This is a genomic window from Dulcicalothrix desertica PCC 7102, from assembly GCF_003991905.1.
Lineage (GTDB): Bacteria > Cyanobacteriota > Cyanobacteriia > Cyanobacteriales > Nostocaceae > Dulcicalothrix > Dulcicalothrix desertica.
Genome location: NZ_RSCL01000017.1, coordinates 65929 through 88262, shown reverse-complemented (window position 1 = coordinate 88262; position 22334 = coordinate 65929). Strand labels below are relative to the sequence as shown.

General features: G+C 42.5%; 35 protein-coding genes and 1 pseudogene. 3 read left to right on the top strand and 33 right to left on the bottom strand.

The window, feature by feature from the left end; translation table 11 throughout:
* Positions 1-82: 82 nt before the first annotated feature.
* The 30 genes and pseudogenes from rpmE to rplC all read right to left on the bottom strand — a co-directional run bounded on the left by rpmE (position 83) and on the right by rplC (position 16468).
* Positions 83-325, bottom strand: coding sequence for a 50S ribosomal protein L31 (gene rpmE / locus DSM106972_RS31455; RefSeq protein WP_019491979.1), 243 nt, complete (start codon positions 323-325; stop codon positions 83-85).
* Positions 326-432: 107 nt separating this feature from the next.
* On the bottom strand, positions 433-846 hold the full coding sequence (gene rpsI / locus DSM106972_RS31450; RefSeq protein ID WP_073620788.1) for a 30S ribosomal protein S9: 414 nt from the start codon (positions 844-846) through the stop codon (positions 433-435).
* Positions 846-1307, bottom strand: coding sequence for a 50S ribosomal protein L13 (rplM, locus tag DSM106972_RS31445; RefSeq protein ID WP_127084379.1), 462 nt, complete (start codon positions 1305-1307; stop codon positions 846-848). The genes rpsI and rplM overlap by 1 nt, the downstream gene beginning before the upstream one ends.
* 42 nt (positions 1308-1349) lie before the next feature.
* Positions 1350-2174: a tRNA pseudouridine(38-40) synthase TruA gene (gene truA, locus DSM106972_RS31440; protein ID WP_127084378.1), complete on the bottom strand. Its 825-nt coding sequence runs from the start codon at positions 2172-2174 to the stop codon at positions 1350-1352.
* 13 nt (positions 2175-2187) lie between these two features.
* Entirely contained in the window at positions 2188-2538 is a 351-nt protein-coding gene (gene rplQ / locus DSM106972_RS31435) for a 50S ribosomal protein L17 (RefSeq protein WP_127084377.1), read from the bottom strand.
* Positions 2539-2726: 188 nt separating this feature from the next.
* Positions 2727-3674, bottom strand: coding sequence for a DNA-directed RNA polymerase subunit alpha (locus DSM106972_RS31430; protein ID WP_019491984.1), 948 nt, complete (start codon positions 3672-3674; stop codon positions 2727-2729).
* A gap of 229 nt (positions 3675-3903) precedes the next feature.
* The gene (gene rpsK, locus DSM106972_RS31425) at positions 3904-4299 is read right to left on the bottom strand and encodes a 30S ribosomal protein S11 (RefSeq protein WP_019491985.1); all 396 of its coding nucleotides are present in this window, start codon (positions 4297-4299) and stop codon (positions 3904-3906) included.
* Positions 4300-4350: 51 nt separating this feature from the next.
* Entirely contained in the window at positions 4351-4731 is a 381-nt protein-coding gene (gene rpsM / locus DSM106972_RS31420; protein WP_019491986.1) for a 30S ribosomal protein S13, read from the bottom strand.
* Between the two features lie 102 nt (positions 4732-4833).
* Entirely contained in the window at positions 4834-4947 is a 114-nt protein-coding gene (gene rpmJ, locus DSM106972_RS31415) for a 50S ribosomal protein L36 (RefSeq protein ID WP_015200862.1), read from the bottom strand.
* A gap of 114 nt (positions 4948-5061) precedes the next feature.
* Positions 5062-5286, bottom strand: a complete 225-nt coding sequence (infA, locus tag DSM106972_RS31410; protein ID WP_006276978.1) for a translation initiation factor IF-1 — start codon at positions 5284-5286, stop codon at positions 5062-5064.
* 217 nt (positions 5287-5503) lie between these two features.
* Positions 5504-6058 (bottom strand): adenylate kinase, encoded by a 555-nt coding sequence (locus DSM106972_RS31405; RefSeq protein WP_127084376.1) that lies wholly within the window; start codon positions 6056-6058, stop codon positions 5504-5506.
* The gene (gene secY, locus DSM106972_RS31400; protein WP_127084375.1) at positions 6058-7371 is read right to left on the bottom strand and encodes a preprotein translocase subunit SecY; all 1314 of its coding nucleotides are present in this window, start codon (positions 7369-7371) and stop codon (positions 6058-6060) included. Before secY ends, DSM106972_RS31405 begins: the two co-directional genes overlap by 1 nt.
* Before the next feature lie 76 nt (positions 7372-7447).
* Entirely contained in the window at positions 7448-7894 is a 447-nt protein-coding gene (gene rplO, locus DSM106972_RS31395) for a 50S ribosomal protein L15 (protein ID WP_127084374.1), read from the bottom strand.
* Between the two features lie 40 nt (positions 7895-7934).
* The gene (gene rpsE / locus DSM106972_RS31390) at positions 7935-8465 is read right to left on the bottom strand and encodes a 30S ribosomal protein S5 (RefSeq protein ID WP_073620794.1); all 531 of its coding nucleotides are present in this window, start codon (positions 8463-8465) and stop codon (positions 7935-7937) included.
* Between the two features lie 36 nt (positions 8466-8501).
* Complete coding sequence (gene rplR, locus DSM106972_RS31385) at positions 8502-8864, bottom strand: 50S ribosomal protein L18 (RefSeq protein ID WP_127084373.1); 363 nt, start codon at positions 8862-8864, stop codon at positions 8502-8504.
* Between the two features lie 3 nt (positions 8865-8867).
* Positions 8868-9413 (bottom strand): 50S ribosomal protein L6, encoded by a 546-nt coding sequence (gene rplF / locus DSM106972_RS31380; protein ID WP_127084372.1) that lies wholly within the window; start codon positions 9411-9413, stop codon positions 8868-8870.
* A gap of 15 nt (positions 9414-9428) precedes the next feature.
* Positions 9429-9830 (bottom strand): 30S ribosomal protein S8, encoded by a 402-nt coding sequence (gene rpsH, locus DSM106972_RS31375; RefSeq protein ID WP_127084371.1) that lies wholly within the window; start codon positions 9828-9830, stop codon positions 9429-9431.
* Positions 9831-9851: 21 nt separating this feature from the next.
* Entirely contained in the window at positions 9852-10397 is a 546-nt protein-coding gene (rplE, locus tag DSM106972_RS31370; protein WP_127084370.1) for a 50S ribosomal protein L5, read from the bottom strand.
* 102 nt (positions 10398-10499) lie between these two features.
* Complete coding sequence (rplX, locus tag DSM106972_RS31365; RefSeq protein ID WP_127084369.1) at positions 10500-10850, bottom strand: 50S ribosomal protein L24; 351 nt, start codon at positions 10848-10850, stop codon at positions 10500-10502.
* A complete protein-coding gene (gene rplN / locus DSM106972_RS31360; protein ID WP_019491996.1) occupies positions 10850-11218 on the bottom strand; it encodes a 50S ribosomal protein L14 in 369 nt (122 codons plus the stop codon). The genes rplX and rplN overlap by 1 nt, the downstream gene beginning before the upstream one ends.
* Before the next feature lie 54 nt (positions 11219-11272).
* Positions 11273-11509, bottom strand: coding sequence for a 30S ribosomal protein S17 (rpsQ, locus tag DSM106972_RS31355; protein ID WP_019491997.1), 237 nt, complete (start codon positions 11507-11509; stop codon positions 11273-11275).
* 8 nt (positions 11510-11517) lie between these two features.
* The gene (gene rpmC, locus DSM106972_RS31350) at positions 11518-11733 is read right to left on the bottom strand and encodes a 50S ribosomal protein L29 (protein WP_019491998.1); all 216 of its coding nucleotides are present in this window, start codon (positions 11731-11733) and stop codon (positions 11518-11520) included.
* A 105-nt stretch (positions 11734-11838) separates the two neighbouring features.
* A pseudogene (gene rplP / locus DSM106972_RS31345) lies at positions 11839-12246 on the bottom strand (50S ribosomal protein L16); the annotation flags it as partial.
* A gap of 195 nt (positions 12247-12441) precedes the next feature.
* Complete coding sequence (gene rpsC, locus DSM106972_RS31340; protein WP_019492000.1) at positions 12442-13224, bottom strand: 30S ribosomal protein S3; 783 nt, start codon at positions 13222-13224, stop codon at positions 12442-12444.
* 41 nt (positions 13225-13265) lie between these two features.
* Positions 13266-13634 (bottom strand): 50S ribosomal protein L22, encoded by a 369-nt coding sequence (rplV, locus tag DSM106972_RS31335; protein WP_019492001.1) that lies wholly within the window; start codon positions 13632-13634, stop codon positions 13266-13268.
* An 8-nt stretch (positions 13635-13642) separates the two neighbouring features.
* Positions 13643-13921 (bottom strand): 30S ribosomal protein S19, encoded by a 279-nt coding sequence (gene rpsS / locus DSM106972_RS31330; protein ID WP_019492002.1) that lies wholly within the window; start codon positions 13919-13921, stop codon positions 13643-13645.
* A 70-nt stretch (positions 13922-13991) separates the two neighbouring features.
* Positions 13992-14855: a 50S ribosomal protein L2 gene (gene rplB, locus DSM106972_RS31325; RefSeq protein WP_073620802.1), complete on the bottom strand. Its 864-nt coding sequence runs from the start codon at positions 14853-14855 to the stop codon at positions 13992-13994.
* 9 nt (positions 14856-14864) lie between these two features.
* Positions 14865-15179 (bottom strand): 50S ribosomal protein L23, encoded by a 315-nt coding sequence (locus DSM106972_RS31320; RefSeq protein ID WP_073620803.1) that lies wholly within the window; start codon positions 15177-15179, stop codon positions 14865-14867.
* Complete coding sequence (gene rplD / locus DSM106972_RS31315; RefSeq protein WP_127084367.1) at positions 15172-15804, bottom strand: 50S ribosomal protein L4; 633 nt, start codon at positions 15802-15804, stop codon at positions 15172-15174. The genes DSM106972_RS31320 and rplD overlap by 8 nt, the downstream gene beginning before the upstream one ends.
* A gap of 22 nt (positions 15805-15826) precedes the next feature.
* On the bottom strand, positions 15827-16468 hold the full coding sequence (gene rplC, locus DSM106972_RS31310; protein WP_127084366.1) for a 50S ribosomal protein L3: 642 nt from the start codon (positions 16466-16468) through the stop codon (positions 15827-15829).
* 306 nt (positions 16469-16774) lie between these two features.
* Here rplC and DSM106972_RS54005 point away from each other — a divergent pair, with 306 nt between their 5' ends.
* From DSM106972_RS54005 to DSM106972_RS31300, 3 genes are all read left to right on the top strand, one after another.
* A complete protein-coding gene (locus DSM106972_RS54005; RefSeq protein ID WP_186538392.1) occupies positions 16775-16924 on the top strand; it encodes a hypothetical protein in 150 nt (49 codons plus the stop codon).
* Between the two features lie 254 nt (positions 16925-17178).
* Positions 17179-17658 (top strand): NAD(P)H-quinone oxidoreductase subunit N, encoded by a 480-nt coding sequence (locus DSM106972_RS31305; protein WP_127084365.1) that lies wholly within the window; start codon positions 17179-17181, stop codon positions 17656-17658.
* Between the two features lie 173 nt (positions 17659-17831).
* Positions 17832-18371 (top strand): DUF3172 domain-containing protein, encoded by a 540-nt coding sequence (locus DSM106972_RS31300; protein WP_127084364.1) that lies wholly within the window; start codon positions 17832-17834, stop codon positions 18369-18371.
* Positions 18372-18420: 49 nt separating this feature from the next.
* Here the strand turns inward: DSM106972_RS31300 and DSM106972_RS31295 are convergent, their stop codons facing one another.
* From DSM106972_RS31295 to DSM106972_RS31285, 3 genes are read right to left on the bottom strand one after another with little or no spacing between them, the layout of a single operon-like run.
* A complete protein-coding gene (locus tag DSM106972_RS31295) occupies positions 18421-19422 on the bottom strand; it encodes an AMIN domain-containing protein (RefSeq protein WP_127084363.1) in 1002 nt (333 codons plus the stop codon).
* A gap of 34 nt (positions 19423-19456) precedes the next feature.
* Positions 19457-19948: a hypothetical protein gene (locus tag DSM106972_RS31290; protein WP_127084362.1), complete on the bottom strand. Its 492-nt coding sequence runs from the start codon at positions 19946-19948 to the stop codon at positions 19457-19459.
* A gap of 26 nt (positions 19949-19974) precedes the next feature.
* Entirely contained in the window at positions 19975-22161 is a 2187-nt protein-coding gene (locus DSM106972_RS31285; RefSeq protein WP_127084361.1) for a cation:proton antiporter, read from the bottom strand.
* Between the last annotated feature and the right edge of the window lie 173 nt (positions 22162-22334).

Sequence of the window (22334 nt, the reverse complement as noted above, 5' to 3'; positions counted from 1 at the left end):
AAGTTGGTTAGCTCAATTGCAAAGAACACAAAATCGACCCGGCACTTCTCTGTGCGGGGTCGTTCAAAGCAAAGCTAACCAGCTACTTCTGGTCTTCTTCTTTAGCTGCGGCTGATTGGTCGAACATACCGTACTTACGGAGGAAGCGCTCTACGCGACCTTCGGTGTCAATAATCTTCTGAGTTCCTGTGTAAAAGGGGTGGTTTCCAGACCAAACGTCTACATGTAATTCGGGTTTGGTGGAGCCTACTGTCATTACAACTTTTCCGTTGCAATACACTTTCGCTTCTGGATACCACTCAGGGTGAATTCCGTCTTTTGCCATTTTCCTGTTGTGGTTAATCTATATAAATTATAACAGTTTTAATTTTAGATTTTAGATTTGCGATTTTGGATTAGTAATCTAAAATCCAAAATCCAAAATCCAAAATTTTATCGTTTCGAGTATTGAGGAGCTTTGCGAGCTTTGTGTAAACCGTATTTTTTACGCTCTTTGGCACGTGGGTCACGGGTTAAGTAACCTTCGGTTTTAAGTGGAGGACGGTTGCCTGGGTCTAGTTGGCACAATGCGCGCGCTACGCCTAAACGTACTGCGTCTGATTGACCTGTAAGACCACCACCTTCGGCTTTCACTAAGATGTCGTAGTCATTTTCCATACCTAGTGTTTCTAGGGGGGCTTTAATGATACCTAGGTAGTTGGCGTTGAATTGGAAGTATAAATCTCCCTCTTTGCCGTTAACAACTAGTTTTCCTGTTCCTGGAACGAGACGTACTCTCGCTACTGCTGATTTACGGCGCCCTGTACCAAAGTACATCGCGCGACCGCTGGTTTCGGTGGCTTGCATTAACCTTCTGCTCCTGGAATTGTATTGATTATTAATTCTTTAGGTTTTTGAGCGGTATGAGGGTGGGTTGGACCTGCGTAAACTTTAAGCTTTGTAAATAGACTTTTTCCAAGGCTATTTTTGGGGAGCATACCCTTAACCGCTTGTTCGATAATCCGTTCGGGTATACGTTCAACAAGTTTAGCAAAGGTTTCTGTTTTCATCCCACCTGGGCGCCCAGAGTGGCGACGGTAAAGCTTTTGTGAGCGCTTTTTACCTGTTACTGCAACTTTTTCGGCGTTAACTACAATTACAAAGTCACCTGTATCTAAATGAGGAGTAAAAGTAGGCTTATTTTTGCCTCTAAGAATCATTGCAATTTCGCTAGCTAAACGACCAAGACGTTGGTCTTTAGCATCTACTACATACCAGTCACCCTCAAGGGTATTAACTGGCGGAAGATATGTTTTTTGGGCTGTCATCTTTTTATTTCCTTTGTTTGTTGAGAATTGGTTTATTATCTCCTATTCCCCAAATACAAATTTCGGCTGCGTGTCGTACCAAATTTCTTTTGGAACTGCAAAGTCTGGATAGCCTACTCGCAATAAGCATAAGCCTTGTGCAGGCGCCGAATGTTTCACTTGTTCTCGGAGTTGGTTCTTCCAAAGATTTGTGAAGTTTGAAACTGTTCTTTCTTTTGTTCCTACCTGTACCAACATCCCTACAATTAACCGCACCATTCCGTACAAAAAGCCGTCTGCTTGTATTTCTATATTTAGAAACGCACCGTCGCGATTACATTGTGCGGCTTGCACTTCCACTATTGAGTTAGCTCGCTTTGAATTGGCACGTCGAAAAGCACTTAAGTCATGTTTTCCTACCAAAGGTTCTAGTGCTGTCTCGATTAATGATTCATCAAGTGGCGCCTGATAATAATGCCAGCAAAAGGGTTGGATAAACAAATTTGGGCGTGCTTCAGTATAAAGCGTATAACGATAACGTCGGTACGATGCGCTAAAACGTGAATGCCATGTGCTATCAACTTCGATTGAGGCTCTTATCAATATATCTTTCGGTAAGTAAGTGTTGAGAACAGGCGCCCATTTATGTGGTGGCAGCGGACTTGCAACATCAAAATGTGCTACTTGTGCTGCTGCATGAACACCACTGTCAGTACGTCCGGCACCATGCAAGTTAATATGTGAACCCACAATACTCGCAATCGCTTTCTCAATTTCTTCTTGTACGGTACGGTGTTGTGCTTGCCTTTGCCACCCATGAAAATTAGTGCCAAGGTATTGAATTACTATGGCAATTCTCTGCAAATCTATGGGTTGGGATGTTAACATTGAATCAGAACTATTATACTAATTCAATAATTGCCATTTGGGAATTGTCGCCACGACGTGGTACGGTACGCAAAACACGGGTGTAACCACCGTTACGATTTTCATACCGTTTTGGCGCCTGCTCGAATAAAGCTTGCACGAGGTCTTTATCATATATATAACCAAGTGCTTGGCGCCTACTAGATAATGAACCGTCTTTTGCTAAGGTAATCATTTTGTCAACTTCGGCTCGTACAACTTTGGCACGAACTAAAGTAGTAGTAATTCGACCGTGACGAATTACTTCGGTTGTGAGCGCGCGCAAAAGGGCACGACGCTGGTCTGCTGGTTTGCTTAGTTGTTTAACTCGACAACGGTGACGCATAATAATTGACGCATGAAAAATAGAATGGAATTGATACAAGAATCAGCGGCTGATTTGAGTGGGTACCAGGTAAGGGGTAATAGTAAATCGCTATTTTTTACGCTTCTACTATTACCCTTTGCACCTAATAACTACCAATCATATGCAAATAACTATTAACTATTAATTCTTCAGATTTACCTTAGTTACTAGCTATGCTTTGAACCCCGCTCTTGAGGTAGAGTAATACCCAAACGTCGCTGCAAAGCTTCTACGACTTCTTCAGCAGACTTTTGACCGAAATTCTTTATTTCTAAGAGGTCTTCTTGAGTATAATCCAATAAGTCAGCTACAGAGTTGACTTGGGCACGCTTCAAACAGTTGTAAGCGCGTACAGAAAGTTGTAACTCTTCGATAGGAATTTGTGCGGTTGGGTCTAAGTCTTCAGCGATACCTGTATCTTGCTCAGTGTAAGTGAAGTCTTTTAATGGATTAAATAAATCCACTAATATACTTGCTGCTGAAGATAAAGCTTCTTGTGGGCTAAGACTACCGTTTGTCCAAACTTCTAATAAAAGTCTGTCTTTGGGTATGTTGCTTTCACCGCGTGTTTCTTCAACACTATAGTTAACTTTCCGTACTGGCATAAATACAGAGTCTATCTGTAAAAAATCTAACGATGTCGCTTCTTCACGACCACGTTCGACTGTACGATAACCCTTGCCCTTTTCAATCCGAAACTCCATTTCCAGTTTGGCGCCTTCTGCAAGAGTAGCGACATACTGAGTTTGGTCAATCACTTCAACTTCACTAGGTAAATCAAAATGCGCTGAAGTGACGTTTGCTGGGCCAGTAACAAGCAAGCGACCGATTTGAGGTTGAGAGGAATAGCTTTTGAGGATAACTTCTTTCATCCGCATTAGGATTTCAAGAACGTCTTCCCGCACACCTGGAACGGTGGCAAACTCATGTGTAACGCCCGCAATTCGTACCGCAGTAACCGCCGTACCCTCTAAGTTAGAGAGTAATACTCGTCTAAGGGCGTTACCAACAGTTGTTCCTTGACCTCTTTCTAAAGGTTCTAAGACAAACTTACTGTAATGGCTCCGAGTTTCTTCTGTATTGGACTCTACACATTCAATTTGAAATTGCGCCACGGAGCAGCCTCCCTTGTATAACAGTCCTGAATTCGCAACTGCGTAAAAATTGCTAGTTCTTTCTTTGACAAACGTTGCCCAGTTCTGGCTCAATTCGCTGAATTACGAACCTGAAGTTCGTATTACGGGTGAGCGTGGACGATACGAATTAATTTGCGGCCAAAGACAGCGAGTGAGGAGAACTTCAAAAACGCTCTTCTTAGGGTTTTAACCCAATTTACTACTATCTCTATACACGGCGCCGCTTAGGAGGACGACAACCATTGTGGGGTATAGGAGTGATATCGCGAATCAATGTTATTTCTAGTCCTGCTCCTTGTAATGCTCGAATCGCTGTTTCACGACCAGCTCCAGGACCCGAAACCATTACTTCTACTTGACGCATACCAGAGTCAATTGCTCGGCGTGCTGCACTTTCTGCTGCGGTTTGAGCTGCAAAGGGAGTACCTTTTTTCGCTCCTTTAAACCCGCTAGATCCTGCACTTGCCCACGATATGACATCGCCGTTTTGGTCGGCAATAGTCACAATACTATTGTTGAAAGTCGATTGAATGTAAGCAACTCCGTTGGGAACGTTACGTTTTGCTTTCTTGCTCCCGGCTTTTTTAGGTGTTTGACGCGCCATATTAATTCGTTTGAGTAAGCGTATAACTTGCTATGGAGCAAGCGATGAAATTTATTTACCTGGTGCTTTCTTCTTACCAGCTACTGTCTGACGTCTACCGCGTCGAGTCCGAGCGTTCGTCCGAGTTCTTTGTCCCCTTACTGGTAGTCCCATCCGGTGACGGCGCCCTCTGTAGGTGCCAATATCGACTAAGCGCTTGATGTTCATTGCTTCGAGGCGCCGCAAATCACCTTCTACTTGGTAATTGCTTTCAACTTCACCCCGTAATGCTGTGACATCAGCATCACTTAAGTCTTTAACTCGTGTGTCAGGATTAACACCAGTTGCGGACAATATCGCTTGTGCCCGCGATAGACCAATTCCAAAAATATAAGTCAGACCAATTTCAATCCGCTTGTCACGCGGAAGGTCTACTCCGGCAATACGTGCCACTATGAATATCTCCCATTGATTGCGTTGTTTTTTGCGCTGTACTTTTAGACAGCTGATACTATGTACTTAGTGAAAAGAAAATGCGCGGTTGCACTTGAGGTCTTAACCTTGACGTTGCTTGTGCTTGGGGTTTACACAAATTACCATGACGCGACCGCGACGCTTTATGACGTTGCACTTTTCGCAAATCCGCTTGACTGAAGCTCTAACTTTCATGTTTCGCTCTTTAACTCCAAATGTTAAATTATACCATTTTTAAGAAAAAAATTCTGTTTTTAGAGTAGATATTACCCCAAAAATTTTTTGTTGTGGTAAAATCCTCTACATAATCTACTTTTTCCTCAATCGATAGGTGATTCGACCCTTCGTTAAGTCATAGGGAGTAAGCTCCACTTTGACTCGGTCACCAGGTAGAATTTTGATGTAATTACGGCGAATTTTGCCGGAAATGTGAGCAAGGACGTTAAAACCATTGTCCAGGTCAACACGAAACATCGCGTTGGGCAATGACTCTGTTACCGTCCCTTCCATTTCTATTAGGTCTTGTTTAGACAAGTTGCTTTCCTCTTTCCAATCAATTAATTTTTGCGCTTTTTCGAGCGTAAGTTGGATTTTTTAAAATGGCTTGCTGTATCGTCTATACTACAAGCACATAGATTTTGTCAAATACACTAACAGTTTATTAATATATCTTATTTAATCAAGAACTGGCAGCTTCGGTTGGGGTTAGCGGTTAGCGGTTAGCCGTTGGCTAACAGCTAACAGCTAACAGCTAACAGCTAATAGCTTGACCAATTTCAACAGTGACTTCTTCTAGGGACTGGTTGCCATTGACTATTACTAGTTGCTGTTTGCCTGTGTAGTAGTCAATTAAAGGAGCTGTTTCTTCTCGATAAACTTCAAGACGGCGCCGTATTACAGATTCGGTATCATCTTTACGTCCTCGCTCAAGCAGGCGCCCAATAACAATTTCGTCAGGAACGTCAAGATTAACAACCTTTTCTCCATGATGGTCTAACCTATCAAGCAAAGCTTCTAAAAAACCAGCTTGTTGAACAGTTCGAGGAAAACCATCAAGAATCCAGCCATGTTTGGTATCAGCTTGAGTTAAGCGTTCCTCCACCATGTCTTGTACTAACTGGTCGGGCACTAACTCACCCCTGTCCATATAACCTTTAGCTTTGATTCCTAAAGGAGTTTGGTCTTTTAATGCTTGACGTAAAATGTCACCCGTCGAAATGTGGGGAATTTGCCAGTGGTCAGCTAACGCTTTCGCTTGCGTCCCTTTACCAGCTCCGGGCGGTCCCAAGAAGATAAGTCGCGTCACTATTGTTTCACCATTCCTTCATAGCGCTGAGAGATGACGTAGGTTTGTACTTGTTTAGCAGTATCAATTGCTACGCCAACCAGAATTAATAACGAAGTAGCACCCAATCCCTTAAAGGTTGGAACTCCTAGCGCGCGCTCAATTGCAGTCGGAATAATCGCAATCAAGCCTAAAAAGATAGCACCCAAAAAGGTTAGTCGATTTAATACACGCTCAATGTACTCGCTTGTAGCTTTACCTGGACGAATACCAGGAATACTTGAACCCATTTTCTTTAAGTTCTGTGACACATCAACTGGGTTAACAATTAATGAGGAATAGAAATAACTAAAGAAAACAATCGATACAAGGTAAACGAGCGCATAAACCCAAGAACCACTGCCACCAGGACTCAAATATGTATTGACGATATTTGATAACTCAGCATTTTTAGTAAAGTTAGCTATTAATAAAGGCAAACTGAGAATTGCCGCAGCGAAAATGATGGGCATAACACCACCTTGGTTAAGGCGTAAAGGTAAGTAGCTGCGTTGTTCTGCTAAAACCCTACGACCAACTTGGCGCCGTGCTGAAATAATGGGAATACGTCGAACACCTTCTTGTACGAAGACGATACCGACGATTGTTACTAAGAACAGCAGTAATAATACAATGACGCGACCGACAATTTCACGACCACCAGATTCAACAAATTGAATTGTGTCGCCTAATGATTTTGGCAGCGTTGACACAATGTTGACAAAAATCAACAAAGAGGCGCCATTTCCAACTCCACGTTCTGTAATTACCTCAGAAGCCCACATTACGAACATTGAACCAGCCACTAATGCAATTGCAGTTTGGGCGACAAATAAAGGGCCAAAGTTGTAAGCATACGGTCTCAACCAGAATGACGCGAGGAAAACACTTTGTACAATCCCCCATCCCAATGACACGTAACGTGTATATTGAGACAGTTTGCGTCTACCTGCTTCACCTTCGTTTTTCTGTAAATTTTCTAAAGATGGAATGGCGGCAGTCAAAAGTTGGATAATAATCGAAGCATTAATATAGGGCAGAATCCCTAAAGCAAAGATTCCCAACGCCGAAAGTCCGCCACCCGAAAAGATATCCAAAAAGCTTAATATCTCATTATTACTGGCAACGGCACGGGCAAATTCTGCACGATTAATTCCTGGAATTGGTAAATGAATACCAAGGCGAATCAACATGAGAATACCGACCGTGACAAGCAGCCGACCTCTTAGTCCGGCTGCTTGCGCCATTTGCATAAAAGTTTCTTGAGCGGTTGGGGGTTTATCTCGACTAATCATAGCGGGTGTTACCTAGAGAACGAACGGAGGCGCCTACATTTGAGAGTTTGCGAGAGCATCAAGTGGGCGCTTCTTCTCACCCTATAACTTCGCAGCTCCCACCAGCAGCCTCAATTTTGCTGCGTGCCGAACCTGTAAAGGCTGCGGCTTTAACTTGAAGCGCAACACCTAACTCTCCGTTACCCAAAATTTTCAAAGGTGCTTTACCACTTGTGAGAATCCCAACTTCTTTTAGCGATTCCAAAGTTACCTCTGTATTTGCGGGGAGCGATGCTAGCTTTTCTACATTAATCGTAGTGTATTCTTTGCGCGGAGCGAGGGGAAAACCCTTCAATTTCGGTAAACGACGGTATAAAGGTTGTTGACCACCTTCAAAACCTGGACGGGTACCACCACCAGAACGCGCATTTTGACCGCGCATCCCCTTACCTGAACTGGCGCCTTGTCCGGCAGAAATACCGCGACCTAGACGGCGCGGACGCTGTTTCGAGCCGACTTGCGGCTTTAAATCATTAAGTCTCATGACTTTATACTTAGTCCTTAATTACACTAAAACCTATCTACTACTGAGCATAGAGATTTTCGATTGGAACACCTCTATCTTCTGCTACTTCCGAGAAAGTACGTAGAGTCGAGAGTGCATTAACTGCGGCGCGTGCATTATTTAAAGGATTGTTCGAGCCAAGTTGTTTTGCCAATATATTGCGGATTCCGGCTAGTTCCAAAACAGTACGCACGGCGCCACCTGCAATTACACCTGTACCAGGTGATGCTGGACGCATGAGAACTTTTGCACTACCACCAACTCCATTAATTGGGTGAGGTATAGAGTTAGCCTTGTTCATTGGAACTTCAACTAGGTGCTTTTTGCCATCAGCAACACCTTTTTTGACGGCGCCAATTACATCAGATGCTTTACCAACACCAACACCAACTTGACCGCGTTCGTTGCCGACAACAACAATGGCACGGAAGCTGAGTTTTTTACCACCTTTTACAACTTTGCTAACGCGACGAATTTGAATAACCCGCTCTTGCCAATTGGTTTCTTCTTTTTTCGTTTTGTTAGTTTTACGACGACCACCTGTAGCCATATTTATTACTCTCTCGTTTTGTTGTTTGCGACTGCCTTAAAAACTTAAACCAGCTTCGCGCGCAGCGTCGGCGAGAGCTTTAATGCGACCGTGATAAAGGTTTCCACCTCTGTCAAACACAACTTGGGTAATACCTTTTTCTTTAGCACGCAGGGCAATTAGCCTACCGACTTCGGTTGAAGCAGAGCAATTTCCACCTGAAGTGATTTTTGATTTAATTTCAGGTTCCACTGTTGAAGCTGCGACTAAAGTATGTTGAGCAGCATCATCAATAACTTGGGCATATATATGGTCGTTCGAGCGGAAGACTGATAATCTTGGACGTTCGGGTGAACCATTTACTTTGCCACGAACACGACGATGGCGCCGTTGTTTCGATTCTTTGCGAGTCAGTTTCATATTTTACTTCTTACCCTTACCAGTCTTACCAGCCTTACGAAGAACCACCTCACCGGCGTAACGAATACCTTTACCTTTGTAAGGTTCTGGTGGTCGAACCGCGCGAATACGTGCAGCAGTGTTACCAACAATCTCTTTGTCGTAACCGCTAACTATAACGTTTGTGGGATTTTCTACTGCAAATTGGATACCCTCTGGTGGTGGTATTTGTACTTGGTGACTGTAGCCCATGCTTAATACCAAGTTACGTCCGGAAAGAGCAGCACGATAACCAACCCCTTGAATTTCCAACTTCCGTTGAAAACCAGTTGAGACACCTTCAACCATGTTGGCGACAAGTGTTCGGCACAAACCGTGTAGTTGGCGAGATACGCGCGAATCATCTATACGGTTAACATTAAGTGTTTCTCCATCTTGGACAACCTGAATGTTAACTGGCAATTCGCGAGACAGTTCGCCTTTAGGACCTTTAACAGCTATTTTGGCGCCATCCAAAGTTATTTGAACTTTGGCAGGAACCGTAATTGGACGTTTACCAATTCGAGACATAATGTTTACCTTTCTTTACCAAACGTAGCAAAGTACTTCACCACCAACATTTTGACGACGTGCTTCACGGTCGGTCATAATGCCACTGGATGTGGAAATAATTGCGATACCGATACCACCTAAAACTCGTGGCAGGTCTTTTCGGTTTGAATAAACGCGAAGTCCGGGTCTGCTAACTCTTTTTAAAGCGGTGATTAAAGGTTGACGACTTTTGCCTTTGTATTTCAAGGCAATTATTAAGTTCGTTTTGATACCTTCACCTTTCTCTTCATACTCACCAATAAAGCCTTCTTCACGAAGAACTTTTGCAATACTGCGAGTCATTCTGGTTGCGGGCACTTCTGTAGTTTGATGCCGCGCCATGTTAGCATTGCGGATGCGCGTGAGCATATCTGCAACTGTATCGTTTGCCGCCATCTTTACCCTCTAATGGTTAAATTACTGGTCGCGAAAGGGCATACCCATTTCTTTTAACAACGCGCGACCTTCTTCGTCGCTCTTCGCAGTTGTAATGATGGAAATATCCATCCCGCGAATTTGGTCAACTTTGTCGTATTCGACTTCAGGGAATATCAATTGTTCGCGAACACCGAGTGTATAATTACCGCGTCCGTCAAAACTTTTTGGACTAACACCACGAAAGTCACGGATACGTGGCAATGTCAAATTGATGAATCGTTCTAAGAACGAGTACATCCGGTCACCACGTAATGTAACCATGATACCAACGGGCATTCCCTGACGAATTTTGAAGCCCGCAATCGCTTTTTTAGCGCGCGTGACAACTGGCTTTTGTCCTGTAATCAAAGCAATTTCAGCCAATGAAGCTTCGAGAGATTTTGCGTTTTGCGCTGCCTCTCCCATTCCTCGGTTAACAGTAACTTTAATCACCTTGGGAACTTGGTGAACGTTCGTATATTCAAACTGTTTAATCAGTTTAGGAACAATTGTTTCCTGATATGTAGTTTTGAGTGTATTTGCCATAAATCTTAGAAGGGTCGTATTAGTCCCTGGTCTTGGTCAGGAAAAAAGTAATGAGTGCGCTCGTGCTGAGTAATATATATAAATTAACTCCGCGCCTCCTAACTATTTGTCAACAATTTCCCCGGTTTTCTTGAGCATCCGCACTTTTTTCCCTTCGGCTGTTACTGTGTAGCAAACGCGACTAGCGACGTTTTGCTTCGTGGAGTAAAGCATGACGTTGGAACTGTGAATGGGGTACTCTTGAGTAACAATACGTCCAGATTCCCCTTCTGCTTGGGGTTTGACGTGTTTTGTTTTGATGTTTACGCCTTTAACAATGACTTCGCTGTCTTGAGGAAATGCTTTCATTATTTCCCCAACTTTACCTTTGTCTTTGCCTGTGATTACCTGAACGGTATCACCTGTTTTGACGTGCATCTTGTGAAATTTGGGTTTTTCTTTTGTTTTACCCATTACAGAACCTCCGGCGCCAGCGATACAATTTTGGTAAAGCTTTTATCACGCAGTTCGCGAGCTACTGGTCCAAAAACGCGAGTACCTCTAGGATTTCCATCTTTGTTAATGATGACTGCGGCGTTGTCGTCAAAACGAATACTCATGCCGCTATCTCTACGGATAGTATGACGAGTACGAACGATGACTGCTTCAACAACATCAGACTTTTTAACTGCCATGTTGGGTGAAGCATCTTTAACGACGGCGATAATGCGGTCGCCAATGAAACCGTAACGACTGTTACCTGCACCCAATACACGGATACACATTAATTTACGGGCGCCGCTGTTATCTGCGACATTTAAATAGCTTTGCTGCTGAATCACGATTTGTTCTCCTTAGCTTGTGAAACCGTGAAACCACGATTTACATTTATAGTCTTATTTCAGGATTTCTGTGACTTTCCAGCGTTTGGTTTTGCTCAAAGGACGAGTTTCAGAAATGCGAACACGGTCGCCAATTTTACACTGATTCTCTTCGTCGTGAGCTTTGTAACGCTTGGTCTTCACAACAATCTTTTTGTACTTAGGATGTGGAGCGCGGTTTTCAACGGCAACAACTACCGTCTTTTGCATTTTGTCGCTAACCACTAAACCAACTCGTTCTTTAAGTGCCATAATGTCTCCTAACTTTGTTTCGCTGCTTCACGTTTACGCTCGTTTTCTACAGTTAACAACTGCGAGAGACGGTGACGAGCATGACGAAACTGGTGAGGCTTTTCCAACTGACGTGTGGCTTTTTGTAAACGCAACTGAAATAACTGCTTTTTAACTGCGGTTATTTGTTCTGACAGTTGTTCGTCGCTCAATTCTCTTGCTTCTGAAACTTTGGAAAGTGCCATTACCTACTCCTGTTCACTCAAAACTGGCTCGCTGGCAACTGCTTCATTTGCAACTGCTTCTGAGGTAACTGCTTCGCTATCATCTATATCAACAGATGGTTCGATTTCAGTACGCGAAATAAACTTTGTTTTGATTGGCAGTTTATATGATGCCAAACGCATTGCTTCGCGTGCAATTTCTTCACTAACACCAGCAATTTCAAACAAAATTCGACCGGGTTTCACAACAGCTACCCAAAATTCTGGGTTTCCCTTACCAGAACCCATCCGGGTTTCAGCAGGACGCATTGTTACAGGTTTGTCAGGGAAAATACGAATCCAGATTTTACCACCCCGGCGAATATAACGAGTCATCGCACGACGTGAAGCTTCGATTTGTCGGGAAGTAATCCAGCATGGCTCTTGTGCTTGAAGTGCAAAATCTCCAAACGACAAAGAGCTACCACGTGACGCCAACCCTTTCATTCGTCCGCGTTGCTGTTTGCGGAATTTAGTTCTTCTTGGACTTAACATAATTGGGTACCAAACATTTTAGATTTTAGATTTTAGATTTTGAATTTTAGATTAGATAAGTAAAACTAAGACTTTGTTATCGTTTTTGGGCTTCATATTATGGGTTAAAGATTTTGATTAAATTAATTCAAAATCTATTCATTGTCCAAGACAAATCCCCAATCCAAAATCCAAAATCCCCAATCCAAAATCTATTTATCCTTCATTTGAACGGTCTTCAAACTGTTGACGGCGCCGTTGACCACCACGACGACGCTGGTCGCGGTCTCCACGCTGGTCGCGGTCTCCACGGTCACGTGCTACTGGGGGCAATTCGCGGTCTTCTTGACCAGGAATAATTTCTCCCTTAAATACCCAAACTTTGATACCAAGGATTCCGTAAATAGTTTTCGCAGTGCAATAAGAATAATCGATATCAGCACGTAAAGTATGTAAAGGCACACTACCTTCACGGGAAGCCTCTGTACGTGCAATTTCAGCACCGTTGAGACGTCCGCTTACTTGAATTTTGATACCTTGTACACCCGCACGTTGCGCGCGCTGAATCGCTTGGCGAACTACACGACGGAACGAAACCCGACGTTCGAGTTGTTGTGCTACATACTCAGCAATTAAGAAAGCATTAGCGTCAACTCGCTGTACTTCAACAACGTTGATACGAATTTGACGATTGCTGCCTAAAAGTTGTTGTAACCCGGTTCTGAGTGAATCAATACCTTGACCACCACGACCAACAACAACACCAGGTCTAGCTGTACGAACTTCAAGGTCAATTTGATCGGCTTTACGCTCAATTCGTACTTCTGAAATTCCGGCGTTGTTTTGTGCGTATCTACCCAGTTTTTCTTCTATATATTTACGAAGCTTATAATCTTCTTGCAGAAGCTCTGGGTAACGACTGGGGTCAGCAAACCAACGAGATTGATGTTCTTGTGTAATCCCTAGGCGAAAACCTACTGGATGAATCTTCTGTCCCACAAATACTTCCTCTAAAATTTCTTACTGTAGAATTTCATTTCTTATTCCGCAACTGCACCAGCAGCTACAGCAAGAGTTATATGACACGTTGGTTTGCGAATTTGATATGCTCGACCTTGCGCTCTAGGTTGAAAACGCTTTAAAACTGGACCTTGGTCAGCAAAAGCTTGTGTAATTACTAGTTCCGCACGGTTAAGTCCATTGTTATGTTCAGCGTTAGCTGCTGCACTTCGCAATAACTTTAAAACAGGGTCGCACGAGCGATAAGGCATAAACTCTAGAATTACCAAAGCTTCGCGGTAAGAGCGTCCGCGTATTTGGTCGAGAACACGTCGCACTTTTAAAGGAGACATGCGTACAAAGCGCGCGATAGCTTTGACTTCTGGGCTAGTAACTTCAGTTTTTGGCATAGTTTCTTCTATCTCCCACCTTTCTTATCGCTCTTAGCATGACCACGATAGGTACGTGTAGGAGCAAATTCGCCTAATTTATGACCAACCATTTGGTCACTTACAAACACAGGCACATGCTGTCTACCGTTGTGTACAGCAATTGTATGTCCAACCATTTGTGGCAGAATTGTCGAAGCGCGCGACCAAGTTTTAATAACTTCTTTTCTATTAGAAGCGTTAAGCCTATCTACTTTTTTCAGCAAATGGTCTGCAACAAAGGGACCTTTTTTTAGAGAACGACCCATAACAAAAATTTTTAGTTGGATAGGGTTGGGGTATGTAGAGACGCGATTAATCGCGTCTCTACATACAAATTTATGATTCGCGTCCGCCGCGTCCACGTTTCGATGTCTTACGACGACGACGTACTATATATTTAGAACTTGGGTTCTTACGCTTACGGGTTTTCATACCCAACGCTGGTTTACCCCAAGGTGTAACAGGCCCGGAGCGACCGATAGGCGCCCGACCTTCACCACCACCATGTGGGTGATCTACTGGGTTCATTACGCTACCACGAACGGTAGGACGGCGCCCTTTCCAACGATTACGTCCTGCCTTACCTGCACTGAGGTTACGCGCTTCTACGTTACCTACTTGTCCAATTGTGGCGTAGCATTCGCGACGCACCATCCGGACTTCAGTTGAAGGTAATTTCAAAGTTACATAATCGCCTTCTTTAGCTACTACTTGAGCAGCGGCGCCTGCCGAACGCACGATTTGACCACCTTTACCAGCTTTGAGTTCTACGTTGTGAACTGTAGTACCCAAAGGAATATTAGCTAAAGGTAATGCGTTACCAATTTCAATTGGAGAAGTTGGACCCGCGATTATAATTGTTCCAACTGCTAAACCAGCAGGTTGAATGATATAACGCTTTTCGCCGTCTTCGTATTGCACAAGCGCAATGCGAGCATTACGATTTGGGTCGTACTCAATAGCGATGACGTTTGCCGGAATATTCCGTTTGTCGCGTTTAAAATCGATAATCCGATAAAGTCTTTTGTGTCCACCACCGCGATGACGACATGTAATGCGTCCTTGGTTGTTACGACCTTTTGCGCGGTGTTTGTAAACGGTCAGAGACTTTTCGGGGTCTTTTTTAGTAATTTCTGCGAAGTCCGAAATTGTGACTTGTCGCGTACTGGGAGTATAGGGACGGAAAGAACGGGTACCCATTTTGCTTTCTTACACTTCTGGGAATAGGACTTTTCTGATTTTCTCTTCATCCCCAGGAGCGACGGTGACTATCGCACGCTTGTAATGGGGCTTGTAGCCAACAAACTTACCAACACGACGTTTTTTACGCGGTGGGTTTGCAGTGTTGACTTTTACAACTTTAACGTCAAATAAGCTTTCAATTGCTTCTCTAATTTGCAACTTGTCGGCTTTTGGAGCAACTTCAAAAGTATATTTATTTTGCTCCATATTAATAGTCGCTTTTTCAGTCACAATCGGGCGACGTACTAAATCAGGTAAGTCACGGGTCTCAATTCTAGGCACTGTAGACCTCCTGAATTTTTTCTAAAGCATTGGCGGTAACAATAATTTTGTCAGCGTTTAACAAGTCGTAAACGTTGAGTTGATTTGCTGGTAACAACTTTAAATTTTCAACGTTGCGAGCTGAGTAATAAACGTTATCGTCACGTTCTGAAGTTATTAATAAAGTTTTGTTCTCAGGTTCTGAACCCCAGCGAGTTACTGCCTGCACCAATTCTTTGGTTTTGGGACGAGACATTTGGGCGCCGAATTCTTCTACAACGATTAAATCGTCAATTCGACTAGCAAATGCTGTACGCAGTGCTAACTTCCGCTCTTTGCGGTTCATATCTAAGTTAAAATCACGCGGTTTGGGTCCGAAAGTGACACCACCACCACGCCACAACGGTGAACGTATCGAACCAGCACGTGCGCGACCAGTTCCTTTTTGGCGCCAAGGTTTGCGACCACCACCTCGTACTTCAGAACGGGTTTTAGTATTTGCCGTTCCGCTGCGCGAATTGTGCAATTGGCGAATTAAAGCCCGATGCACGATGCTCGTAGCTGTTGATTCCTTGGCAACCTTCATCTCGAACGTATGAACGCCGACTTGCTCACCTTGCCAGTTTCTGACTGTATACTCAAACATTTCTGTTTCCTTCGTAAGAAAGCTACTTTTGTCTACCGACTAAATTGGCAGGGACGACGTTTACTAAAGCTCCAGGTTTGCCAGGAATAGCTCCCTTGATTAGCAACAAATTACGTTCAGTATCAACTCTAATGACAGTTAACTTTTTGACAGTTATCTGTTTACCACCGAGACGACCAGCCATCCGCATACCAGGAAAAACACGACCTGGGGTTGTACCCGCACCAATCGAACCTGGTTCACGGTGGTTTTTAGAACCGTGTGACATGGGACCTCGACCGAAGTTATTGCGTTTTTGGTTACCCGCAAAACCTCGACCAATACTAGTACCGCATACGTCAACTATTTGACCTGCGCTAAAAATATCTGCCTGAATCTGTTGACCTAAAGAATACTCGCTAGAATTTTCAATGCGATATTCCCGTAAGTGACGCAAAGAAGTCGCTTCCGACTTTGCTAAATGTCCCAACTTTGGCTTATTCAAAGATTTGGGTCTCACTTCACGATAGCCAACCTGAATGGCAGAGTAACCGTCGGTCTGTTTTGTCTTTACTTGTGTAACAGTGCATGGCCCCGCTTGAATGACCGTAACAGGAATTGCTGCTCCTGCTTCGTCAAAAATTTGAGTCATGCCCAGTTTGGTGCCGAGAATACCTACAGACACAGTTACTGGTTCTCCTTTTTGTGTAATAAGTACTTTAGTACTTTATTTGTTTATTCGCGCCCAATATAAATTGAGGGGTTTACTTTTTATCAAAGCAAAACCTTTATCAATGCCGAAAGCAATGCATTAATTTACTTTGCTTCTGCTCTGACACTGTGGCGCCTTTAAATGGACTTAGAGAGCTATTCGCTTCCAGTATCCTTTTGTTCTTCGCCTTAACATCAACCTTAAATATAATATTCAAGGTTCAACTTACTTGTCGGGACTAGTCAATAAAACTAATATACTAGTCAATTGGGTCTGAGAATGCATTTACAAACGAATCTACAAACTTTTCCCAAGCTCTCTAAGTCTATCAGCCACTGGCGCCAGTTTCAACTAGCGGTTCGTCGCGCGATTCATAACCTAGACATTATAATATATCTAAATTCAAATTGCGGCACCGAAAAGCTGTGACTTTCAGACAATGCGACGAGGCAACCAAATTTTACTTTGGTCACAATCTAAAAATATAAACCGTTTATAAAGATTTGTCTAGAGGTAATTTAAAGAAACCCGGTTTCTGATCAAAGATTATAGTTAAGCATGTAGGTTATCGTAAGAAACCGGGTTTCTAGGGTTCTATGCTGACTATAAGTTTATTGCCTAACTTGATTTAACAGTTCGGAGTTGATAATAGATATATTGAAGTGGAATATGACTAAAAATCTATGGCACTAATAACCACTGGTAAAGGATTAATCCGCGATTTGGAGAAATACGGCGCCCTTGGCGTTTACGTACCACTCGAAGGCGGTTTTGAGGGTCGGTATCGGCGCCGTATACGTGCAAACGGATACGCAACTCTCAATATTACTGCGCGCGGTTTGGGTGACGTGGCTGCTTATTTAACTCGCATTCACGGTGTAAGACCTCCACACCTTGGTAAAAAAAGTACTGGTAGTGGTGCGGCTGTTGGTGCTGTATATTATGTACCACCAATTTTATCGTATCAAATCGAACAGTTACCACCAAAGTCAAAGGGACTTGTATTGTGGATTATTGAGGGACATATTCTTTCTGATCAAGAGATAGAATATTTAGCCGCGTTACCTAGTATGGAACCTAAAGTTAAGGTAATTATCGAACGGGGAGGTGACCGCAGTTTCCGTTGGACACCTTTAGAGAAAACTTTGGCTGTTGCTAGCTAATAACATAATTATGCGGCACAGGCAGAATGCTTGACTATGACACAGGCAGGATGCCTGTGCCACAAGTGACACAATTATTCAAAATATTAGTCATACTTATATAGAGGGGAAAGCAGTTTAGATTTAGACTACTTGCTCCTGATACTTCAATTAAACTAACTCATAATTTAAAAATGAGACGCAGACCTCCCGGTAGACAAGCTACTACTTCTAAACCATCTGCTTTACAATCCCCACTTTTCAACTTCACGACTATAGCGATTTTGGGAGGGGTGTTTGTATTGGGTATTGGGATTGGTATAGCTTTTAGTTCGACTACTACATTAACTCCCTCGAATGTGGCGTCACGTGAATTTATTGATACCAAGGCGCCAAACCCCGAAATTTGTGTTCAGTATGGAGCTAGCGCAATGGTTATGGACGCGCGCTTGTTCGTGACGCTTAACCCGTTTAACGTTTACGTTGCTCAACCGAGTATGCGTCCTGGATGTGTTATTCGGCAAAACAACTGGGCACTTTTAGAATCAAGAAAGCTTGTAACTGCTCAACAGGTTAATGAGTGTAAAAACCGTTTGAACACTTTTGGTTTTACGGGTGATTTAGGTAGTGAAAAACCTGATATTCGCTGTATTTATCAAAACGAAGCAGCCCAAAACTTGTTCCTTAGTCAACCTGGGGCAGTTGGCACACCCCAAGAAACAGATAGATTTTAGAAACCCCTGTAGAGACGTTACATGTAACGTCTCTACATGCGTTAACCTATTATCTTTGAGTTGGTAAGTTTTGCCCCCAAGGAACGATGTCATTAGGATTAGTATTGGTTATTGGAATATTTGGGGATGTTGGGACTATAGTTGTGGGAACTATAGTAGTAGGAAAGTTATTGTTAGGCGTAATTAATGGTGGAGTGTTAATAATTCCTCCAGATGGGTTTGGAAAGGTTGCTGGTGGAAGTATTGAGCCTGGTATTGGTGAAGTGTTATTAGTAGTGAGTGGAGGCACGCTCACAAATGGTTGTTGCTGCTGCTGAATATTGGTGTTTGTTGAGGGTAGACTGGCGCCAGGTGGTGTAATTATTCCTGGTTGTTGTGGTGTATAAATGGGCGCCGTATTGTTTGGTGGTAAAGGTGCGTTTAGGGGTTGTGGGATATTATTGTTCGGTGGTTGTGGTGCGTAGATTCCTTGCGGGATATTATTGTTCGGTGGTTGTGGTGCGTAGATTCCTTGCGGGATATTATTGTTCGGTGGTTGAGGTGCGTAAATTCCTTGCGGGATGTTGTTTGCAAAGTTAGCGAATGGTCGTAATACCCAACTGGTAGGAGAGGTTGGTTGTACGAGTACTTGGCTTGGATTTATTGGTGTTCCTGGCGCCAAATCTAAGACAATACGTGTAACGCTCTCGTTGAGTTGAGATAAACGAATACGTTGAATGGCGCCAGAATAATTTTGTTGAGTTGGTACAAAGCCTAATTTGGTTCCTGGTAAGTCTATAACTAAGCGCTCTGGTTGAGAAAGAAAGAAAACTTTTGGTTGAGAAACAGCAGATAGAGTAAATTCAAGTTGTCCAAATTCCGGAGAAAACCGCCAATCTTGAAGTTGAGCATTTGGTGCGACGGCGATAGTTATGCTAGAAACTGTTAACACTCCACACAAACTCACTATGCTAGTTGATAATAATCGCTTACACCAACTATTAGCGTTAAGACGGCGCCACAACAGTAAACCAAAAAATCGTTTACTCGTACTTCTACTTTGTTTCAGCATATTATCATCCTTTGCTATATAAAACACTCAAGATTTATTTGAATGACTGTGTTGATTGCTCTTGAGGTTTCTGGAGAATAGCATTAAATTTAATCGATTTTGGGACATCTTTGAAAGTGATTTGTCCAGAAAGTCCTCCCTCTGGTACTAAGTTAGCTTGTAATATCTCAGGTATGGCATTACACAATCTAGCGTTATCAACTCTCCCAGATAAGCTGAAAGAATTATTATTAAATTTGCCATTTAGCGAATAATTTTTTTCTCTGTGAGTAGATATTTCTTGGTTACTTGGAGTCGATGATAAAGACGCATTCAGAAAAATTCCTGATTGTTGAATATCTAACACCAAAGTATTTTTTTTGCAGTTAGATAAATTTTCGGCAAGTGTAATATAGTATTTGCCGAAGACAGATTTTGGAGCTTTGAGTTGGCTTTCTCCGTATGCTGTGACAACTTTAAACACCAGCATAACTGAAGTTATGGCAATAGTATAGAAGGTTAGAGATTTGACGTTAAATTGATGCATAAGAATCCCCTTTCTTTATTCAATCTTTAACTGGCAACTTGTGAGTGCATATCTGCAAGTACAGATGTTAGGTGTGCGGTAACTGGACTGTAGCGACGAGTAATTAGAAGCGAGGAACGACAGTAAATTGCCAGTTGGTCAGTATATCTACCGAGGGTTTGCCGTTCAATACCCCAAGCACGACTAGTTCCGGCAATGGTTAAATCAATTCCTTCAGATGCTGCAACTACTGCTTGAATTGGTTCGACTGCTTCAACGGTTTCTACATGGATACGTTCGCGTACACTAGATGGTAGCTGATCCATGAGTGTTTGCACTTCGTAACTCAATTCTTTTTTGATGTGTTTATCTGTAACGACTTGAAGTATTTTGACTGTACAAGTATCTTTATTTAGTAGTAGTCTTAGTGCCAAAATGATAGCTAAATCATCATGAATATTGGCAGAAAAGGGTACTAAGATACTTTCTATTTTTTGTTGACCTCTATCTATATATACCGCGACATCAACATCGGCAGTAGAAAGAATTTGACCGACTCTGCCACCTAAACGGTTTTTACTAAAAGCTGGACGGTGCCAACCAAGTAATATTAAATTAGCTTGCTCAATCCGGGCAATTTCGATGGTTTCGCGTGCGACGTTATTGGTAATTCTAACAATTGGCTGAATTTGATAAGAATTTGCTGGGTCGAAACGATAAATGAGTTCTTCTAACTCTTGCTGACGTTGGCGAATCATTTTCTCAGCTTCGGCTGGAGTACTTTCAAAAGCATAGTCTTCAGGAAGCTCAATTAAGCTCAAGGGATTTACTATGGTGTTTTGCTGACGATTAAAACTAATTGCAGTTGCTAAATGTAGTAATCCTCTTTGGGTGCTTGGGTTAGCAACTGGTACCAAAATTCGGTAAGGACATTCACTTGAAGAGACACTAACCGTTGCGGCGCCATTAATTTCTTCAGTATCCATTTCTGGCTCAATAATATCTTTACGTATCAAACGTTTAGGATATGTTAGCTCCAGCAATGGGGAAGTCATAAACGTTGTCACCAATGCCATAATCACCAGCATTGTAAATAAAAGCGGCGAAATGACTTTCAGTTCCAAACCAATGTTAAGAACTATCAACTCTGTTAAACCACGAGTATTCATTAACCAACCAAGAGCAGATGCTTCACGCTTATTGATTCCACAAACCCGCGCGGCAATGTAAGTCCCGATATATTTACCTGCAATTGCAACTAATAATACAAGTAAACATAATCCCCATAATTGTGGACTATTAAGTAAACCGATTTGTGTTTTCAATCCACTATACGCAAAAAAAACGGGTAACAAAAATATCAAGACAAAATCTTCAGTTTTAACGGCAAGTTCGCGTACTAAACCCTCATTTTTCGGCATAACAGCCCCAAGCAAAAAGGCGCCAAAAATTAGGTGTATTCCGATGTATTCTGTAATTAATGCTGATGCAACTACACCGCTATAAATCAGAGCCATTGTTAACTGACTTAAGCGTCCAGCACGTTCATAATAACGAGAAAGACGTTTGAGAAACCAACGTCCTACAGTAAACATGAAACCGATGTAGAGTAAACTCTCAATAATCGTTAATACTGCTTTTTGGTCGATACTACCATTACGCGCAACAGCAATTGCAACGGCTAGTACACACCAAGCTGTTACATCATCAACTGCTGCACAAGTCAATGCTAATGTTCCCAATCTAGTACGCTGCAAGTTATTTTCGGTTATAATGCGCGCTAATACTGGAAACGCTGTAATAGACATTGCGGCGCCTAGAAACAAAGCAAATGCAGTAAACGGTACACTGTTAATAGAAACTAAAGGATACAGTATTACCGCTAAGAAAGTACCTAGACAAAAAGGCACTAATATACTGATATGTGATGTCAATATTGCTGTTTCCAAATTGCCTGTCAGGTATTTTGGGTTTAATTCCAACCCAATCAAGAACATGAAAAATATTAACCCTACCTGTGACAGCACATTTAAAAAAGGAACTGCTTCAGAAGGAAATAAAGTAGCTGCGAACCCGGGAGCAACCAGACCAAGCAGCGAAGGACCCAGCATAATACCAGCAACAATTTCACCAATTACTAATGGTTGATTAATCCATCTAAATGCTACCCCTACAAGCCTTGATAACCCTATTACTACTAGAATTTCAAGTAAAACTATAACGACTATATGCATCTTTCCCTCACTAGCTAATGTCCAGTGTCTTTAAGATAATTAATGGAATCAGTCATGAAAGTCAACTATTTTTAGTTGCTATTATCGCCTATTTATTGTTTTCTAAAGGTTTTATTCTTTTTTCGTTATTTATAATCTAGCTAACACAGATAACTTGAAATGTCGAGTTAACT

Excerpts from the sequence above, each read along its gene's own strand:
- rpsS (WP_019492002.1), bottom strand. The coding sequence starts at position 13,921 with ATGGGTCGTTCTCTAAAAAAAGGTCCCTTTGTTGCAGACCATTTGCTG.
- DSM106972_RS31295 (WP_127084363.1), bottom strand. The coding sequence starts at position 19,422 with ATGCTGAAACAAAGTAGAAGTACGAGTAAACGATTTTTTGGTTTACTG.
- rplX (WP_127084369.1), bottom strand. The coding sequence starts at position 10,850 with ATGGGTAAAACAAAAGAAAAACCCAAATTTCACAAGATGCACGTCAAA.
- rpmJ (WP_015200862.1), bottom strand. The coding sequence starts at position 4,947 with ATGAAAGTTAGAGCTTCAGTCAAGCGGATTTGCGAAAAGTGCAACGTC.
- truA (WP_127084378.1), bottom strand. The coding sequence starts at position 2,174 with ATGTTAACATCCCAACCCATAGATTTGCAGAGAATTGCCATAGTAATT.
- rpsE (WP_073620794.1), bottom strand. The coding sequence starts at position 8,465 with ATGGCTACAGGTGGTCGTCGTAAAACTAACAAAACGAAAAAAGAAGAA.
- rplV (WP_019492001.1), bottom strand. The coding sequence starts at position 13,634 with ATGCCAAAAACTGAAGTTACTAGCCCAGAAGTCAAAGCTATCGCGCGC.
- DSM106972_RS31305 (WP_127084365.1), top strand. The coding sequence starts at position 17,179 with ATGGCACTAATAACCACTGGTAAAGGATTAATCCGCGATTTGGAGAAA.
- DSM106972_RS54005 (WP_186538392.1), top strand. The coding sequence starts at position 16,775 with ATGCATTTACAAACGAATCTACAAACTTTTCCCAAGCTCTCTAAGTCT.
- rplO (WP_127084374.1), bottom strand. The coding sequence starts at position 7,894 with ATGAGACTTAATGATTTAAAGCCGCAAGTCGGCTCGAAACAGCGTCCG.
- rplE (WP_127084370.1), bottom strand. The coding sequence starts at position 10,397 with ATGGCAAATACACTCAAAACTACATATCAGGAAACAATTGTTCCTAAA.
- rplR (WP_127084373.1), bottom strand. The coding sequence starts at position 8,864 with ATGAAACTGACTCGCAAAGAATCGAAACAACGGCGCCATCGTCGTGTT.
- rplM (WP_127084379.1), bottom strand. The coding sequence starts at position 1,307 with ATGACAGCCCAAAAAACATATCTTCCGCCAGTTAATACCCTTGAGGGT.
- rplD (WP_127084367.1), bottom strand. The coding sequence starts at position 15,804 with ATGTTTGAGTATACAGTCAGAAACTGGCAAGGTGAGCAAGTCGGCGTT.
- rpmC (WP_019491998.1), bottom strand. The coding sequence starts at position 11,733 with ATGGCACTTTCCAAAGTTTCAGAAGCAAGAGAATTGAGCGACGAACAA.
- DSM106972_RS31285 (WP_127084361.1), bottom strand. The coding sequence starts at position 22,161 with ATGCATATAGTCGTTATAGTTTTACTTGAAATTCTAGTAGTAATAGGG.
- secY (WP_127084375.1), bottom strand. The coding sequence starts at position 7,371 with ATGATTAGTCGAGATAAACCCCCAACCGCTCAAGAAACTTTTATGCAA.
- rpsK (WP_019491985.1), bottom strand. The coding sequence starts at position 4,299 with ATGGCGCGTCAAACACCTAAAAAAGCCGGGAGCAAGAAAGCAAAACGT.
- rplB (WP_073620802.1), bottom strand. The coding sequence starts at position 14,855 with ATGGGTACCCGTTCTTTCCGTCCCTATACTCCCAGTACGCGACAAGTC.
- DSM106972_RS31290 (WP_127084362.1), bottom strand. The coding sequence starts at position 19,948 with ATGCATCAATTTAACGTCAAATCTCTAACCTTCTATACTATTGCCATA.
- rpsQ (WP_019491997.1), bottom strand. The coding sequence starts at position 11,509 with ATGGCACTTAAAGAACGAGTTGGTTTAGTGGTTAGCGACAAAATGCAA.
- rpsH (WP_127084371.1), bottom strand. The coding sequence starts at position 9,830 with ATGGCGGCAAACGATACAGTTGCAGATATGCTCACGCGCATCCGCAAT.
- rpsI (WP_073620788.1), bottom strand. The coding sequence starts at position 846 with ATGCAAGCCACCGAAACCAGCGGTCGCGCGATGTACTTTGGTACAGGG.
- rplQ (WP_127084377.1), bottom strand. The coding sequence starts at position 2,538 with ATGCGTCACCGTTGTCGAGTTAAACAACTAAGCAAACCAGCAGACCAG.
- DSM106972_RS31300 (WP_127084364.1), top strand. The coding sequence starts at position 17,832 with ATGAGACGCAGACCTCCCGGTAGACAAGCTACTACTTCTAAACCATCT.
- rplF (WP_127084372.1), bottom strand. The coding sequence starts at position 9,413 with ATGTCTCGAATTGGTAAACGTCCAATTACGGTTCCTGCCAAAGTTCAA.
- rpmE (WP_019491979.1), bottom strand. The coding sequence starts at position 325 with ATGGCAAAAGACGGAATTCACCCTGAGTGGTATCCAGAAGCGAAAGTG.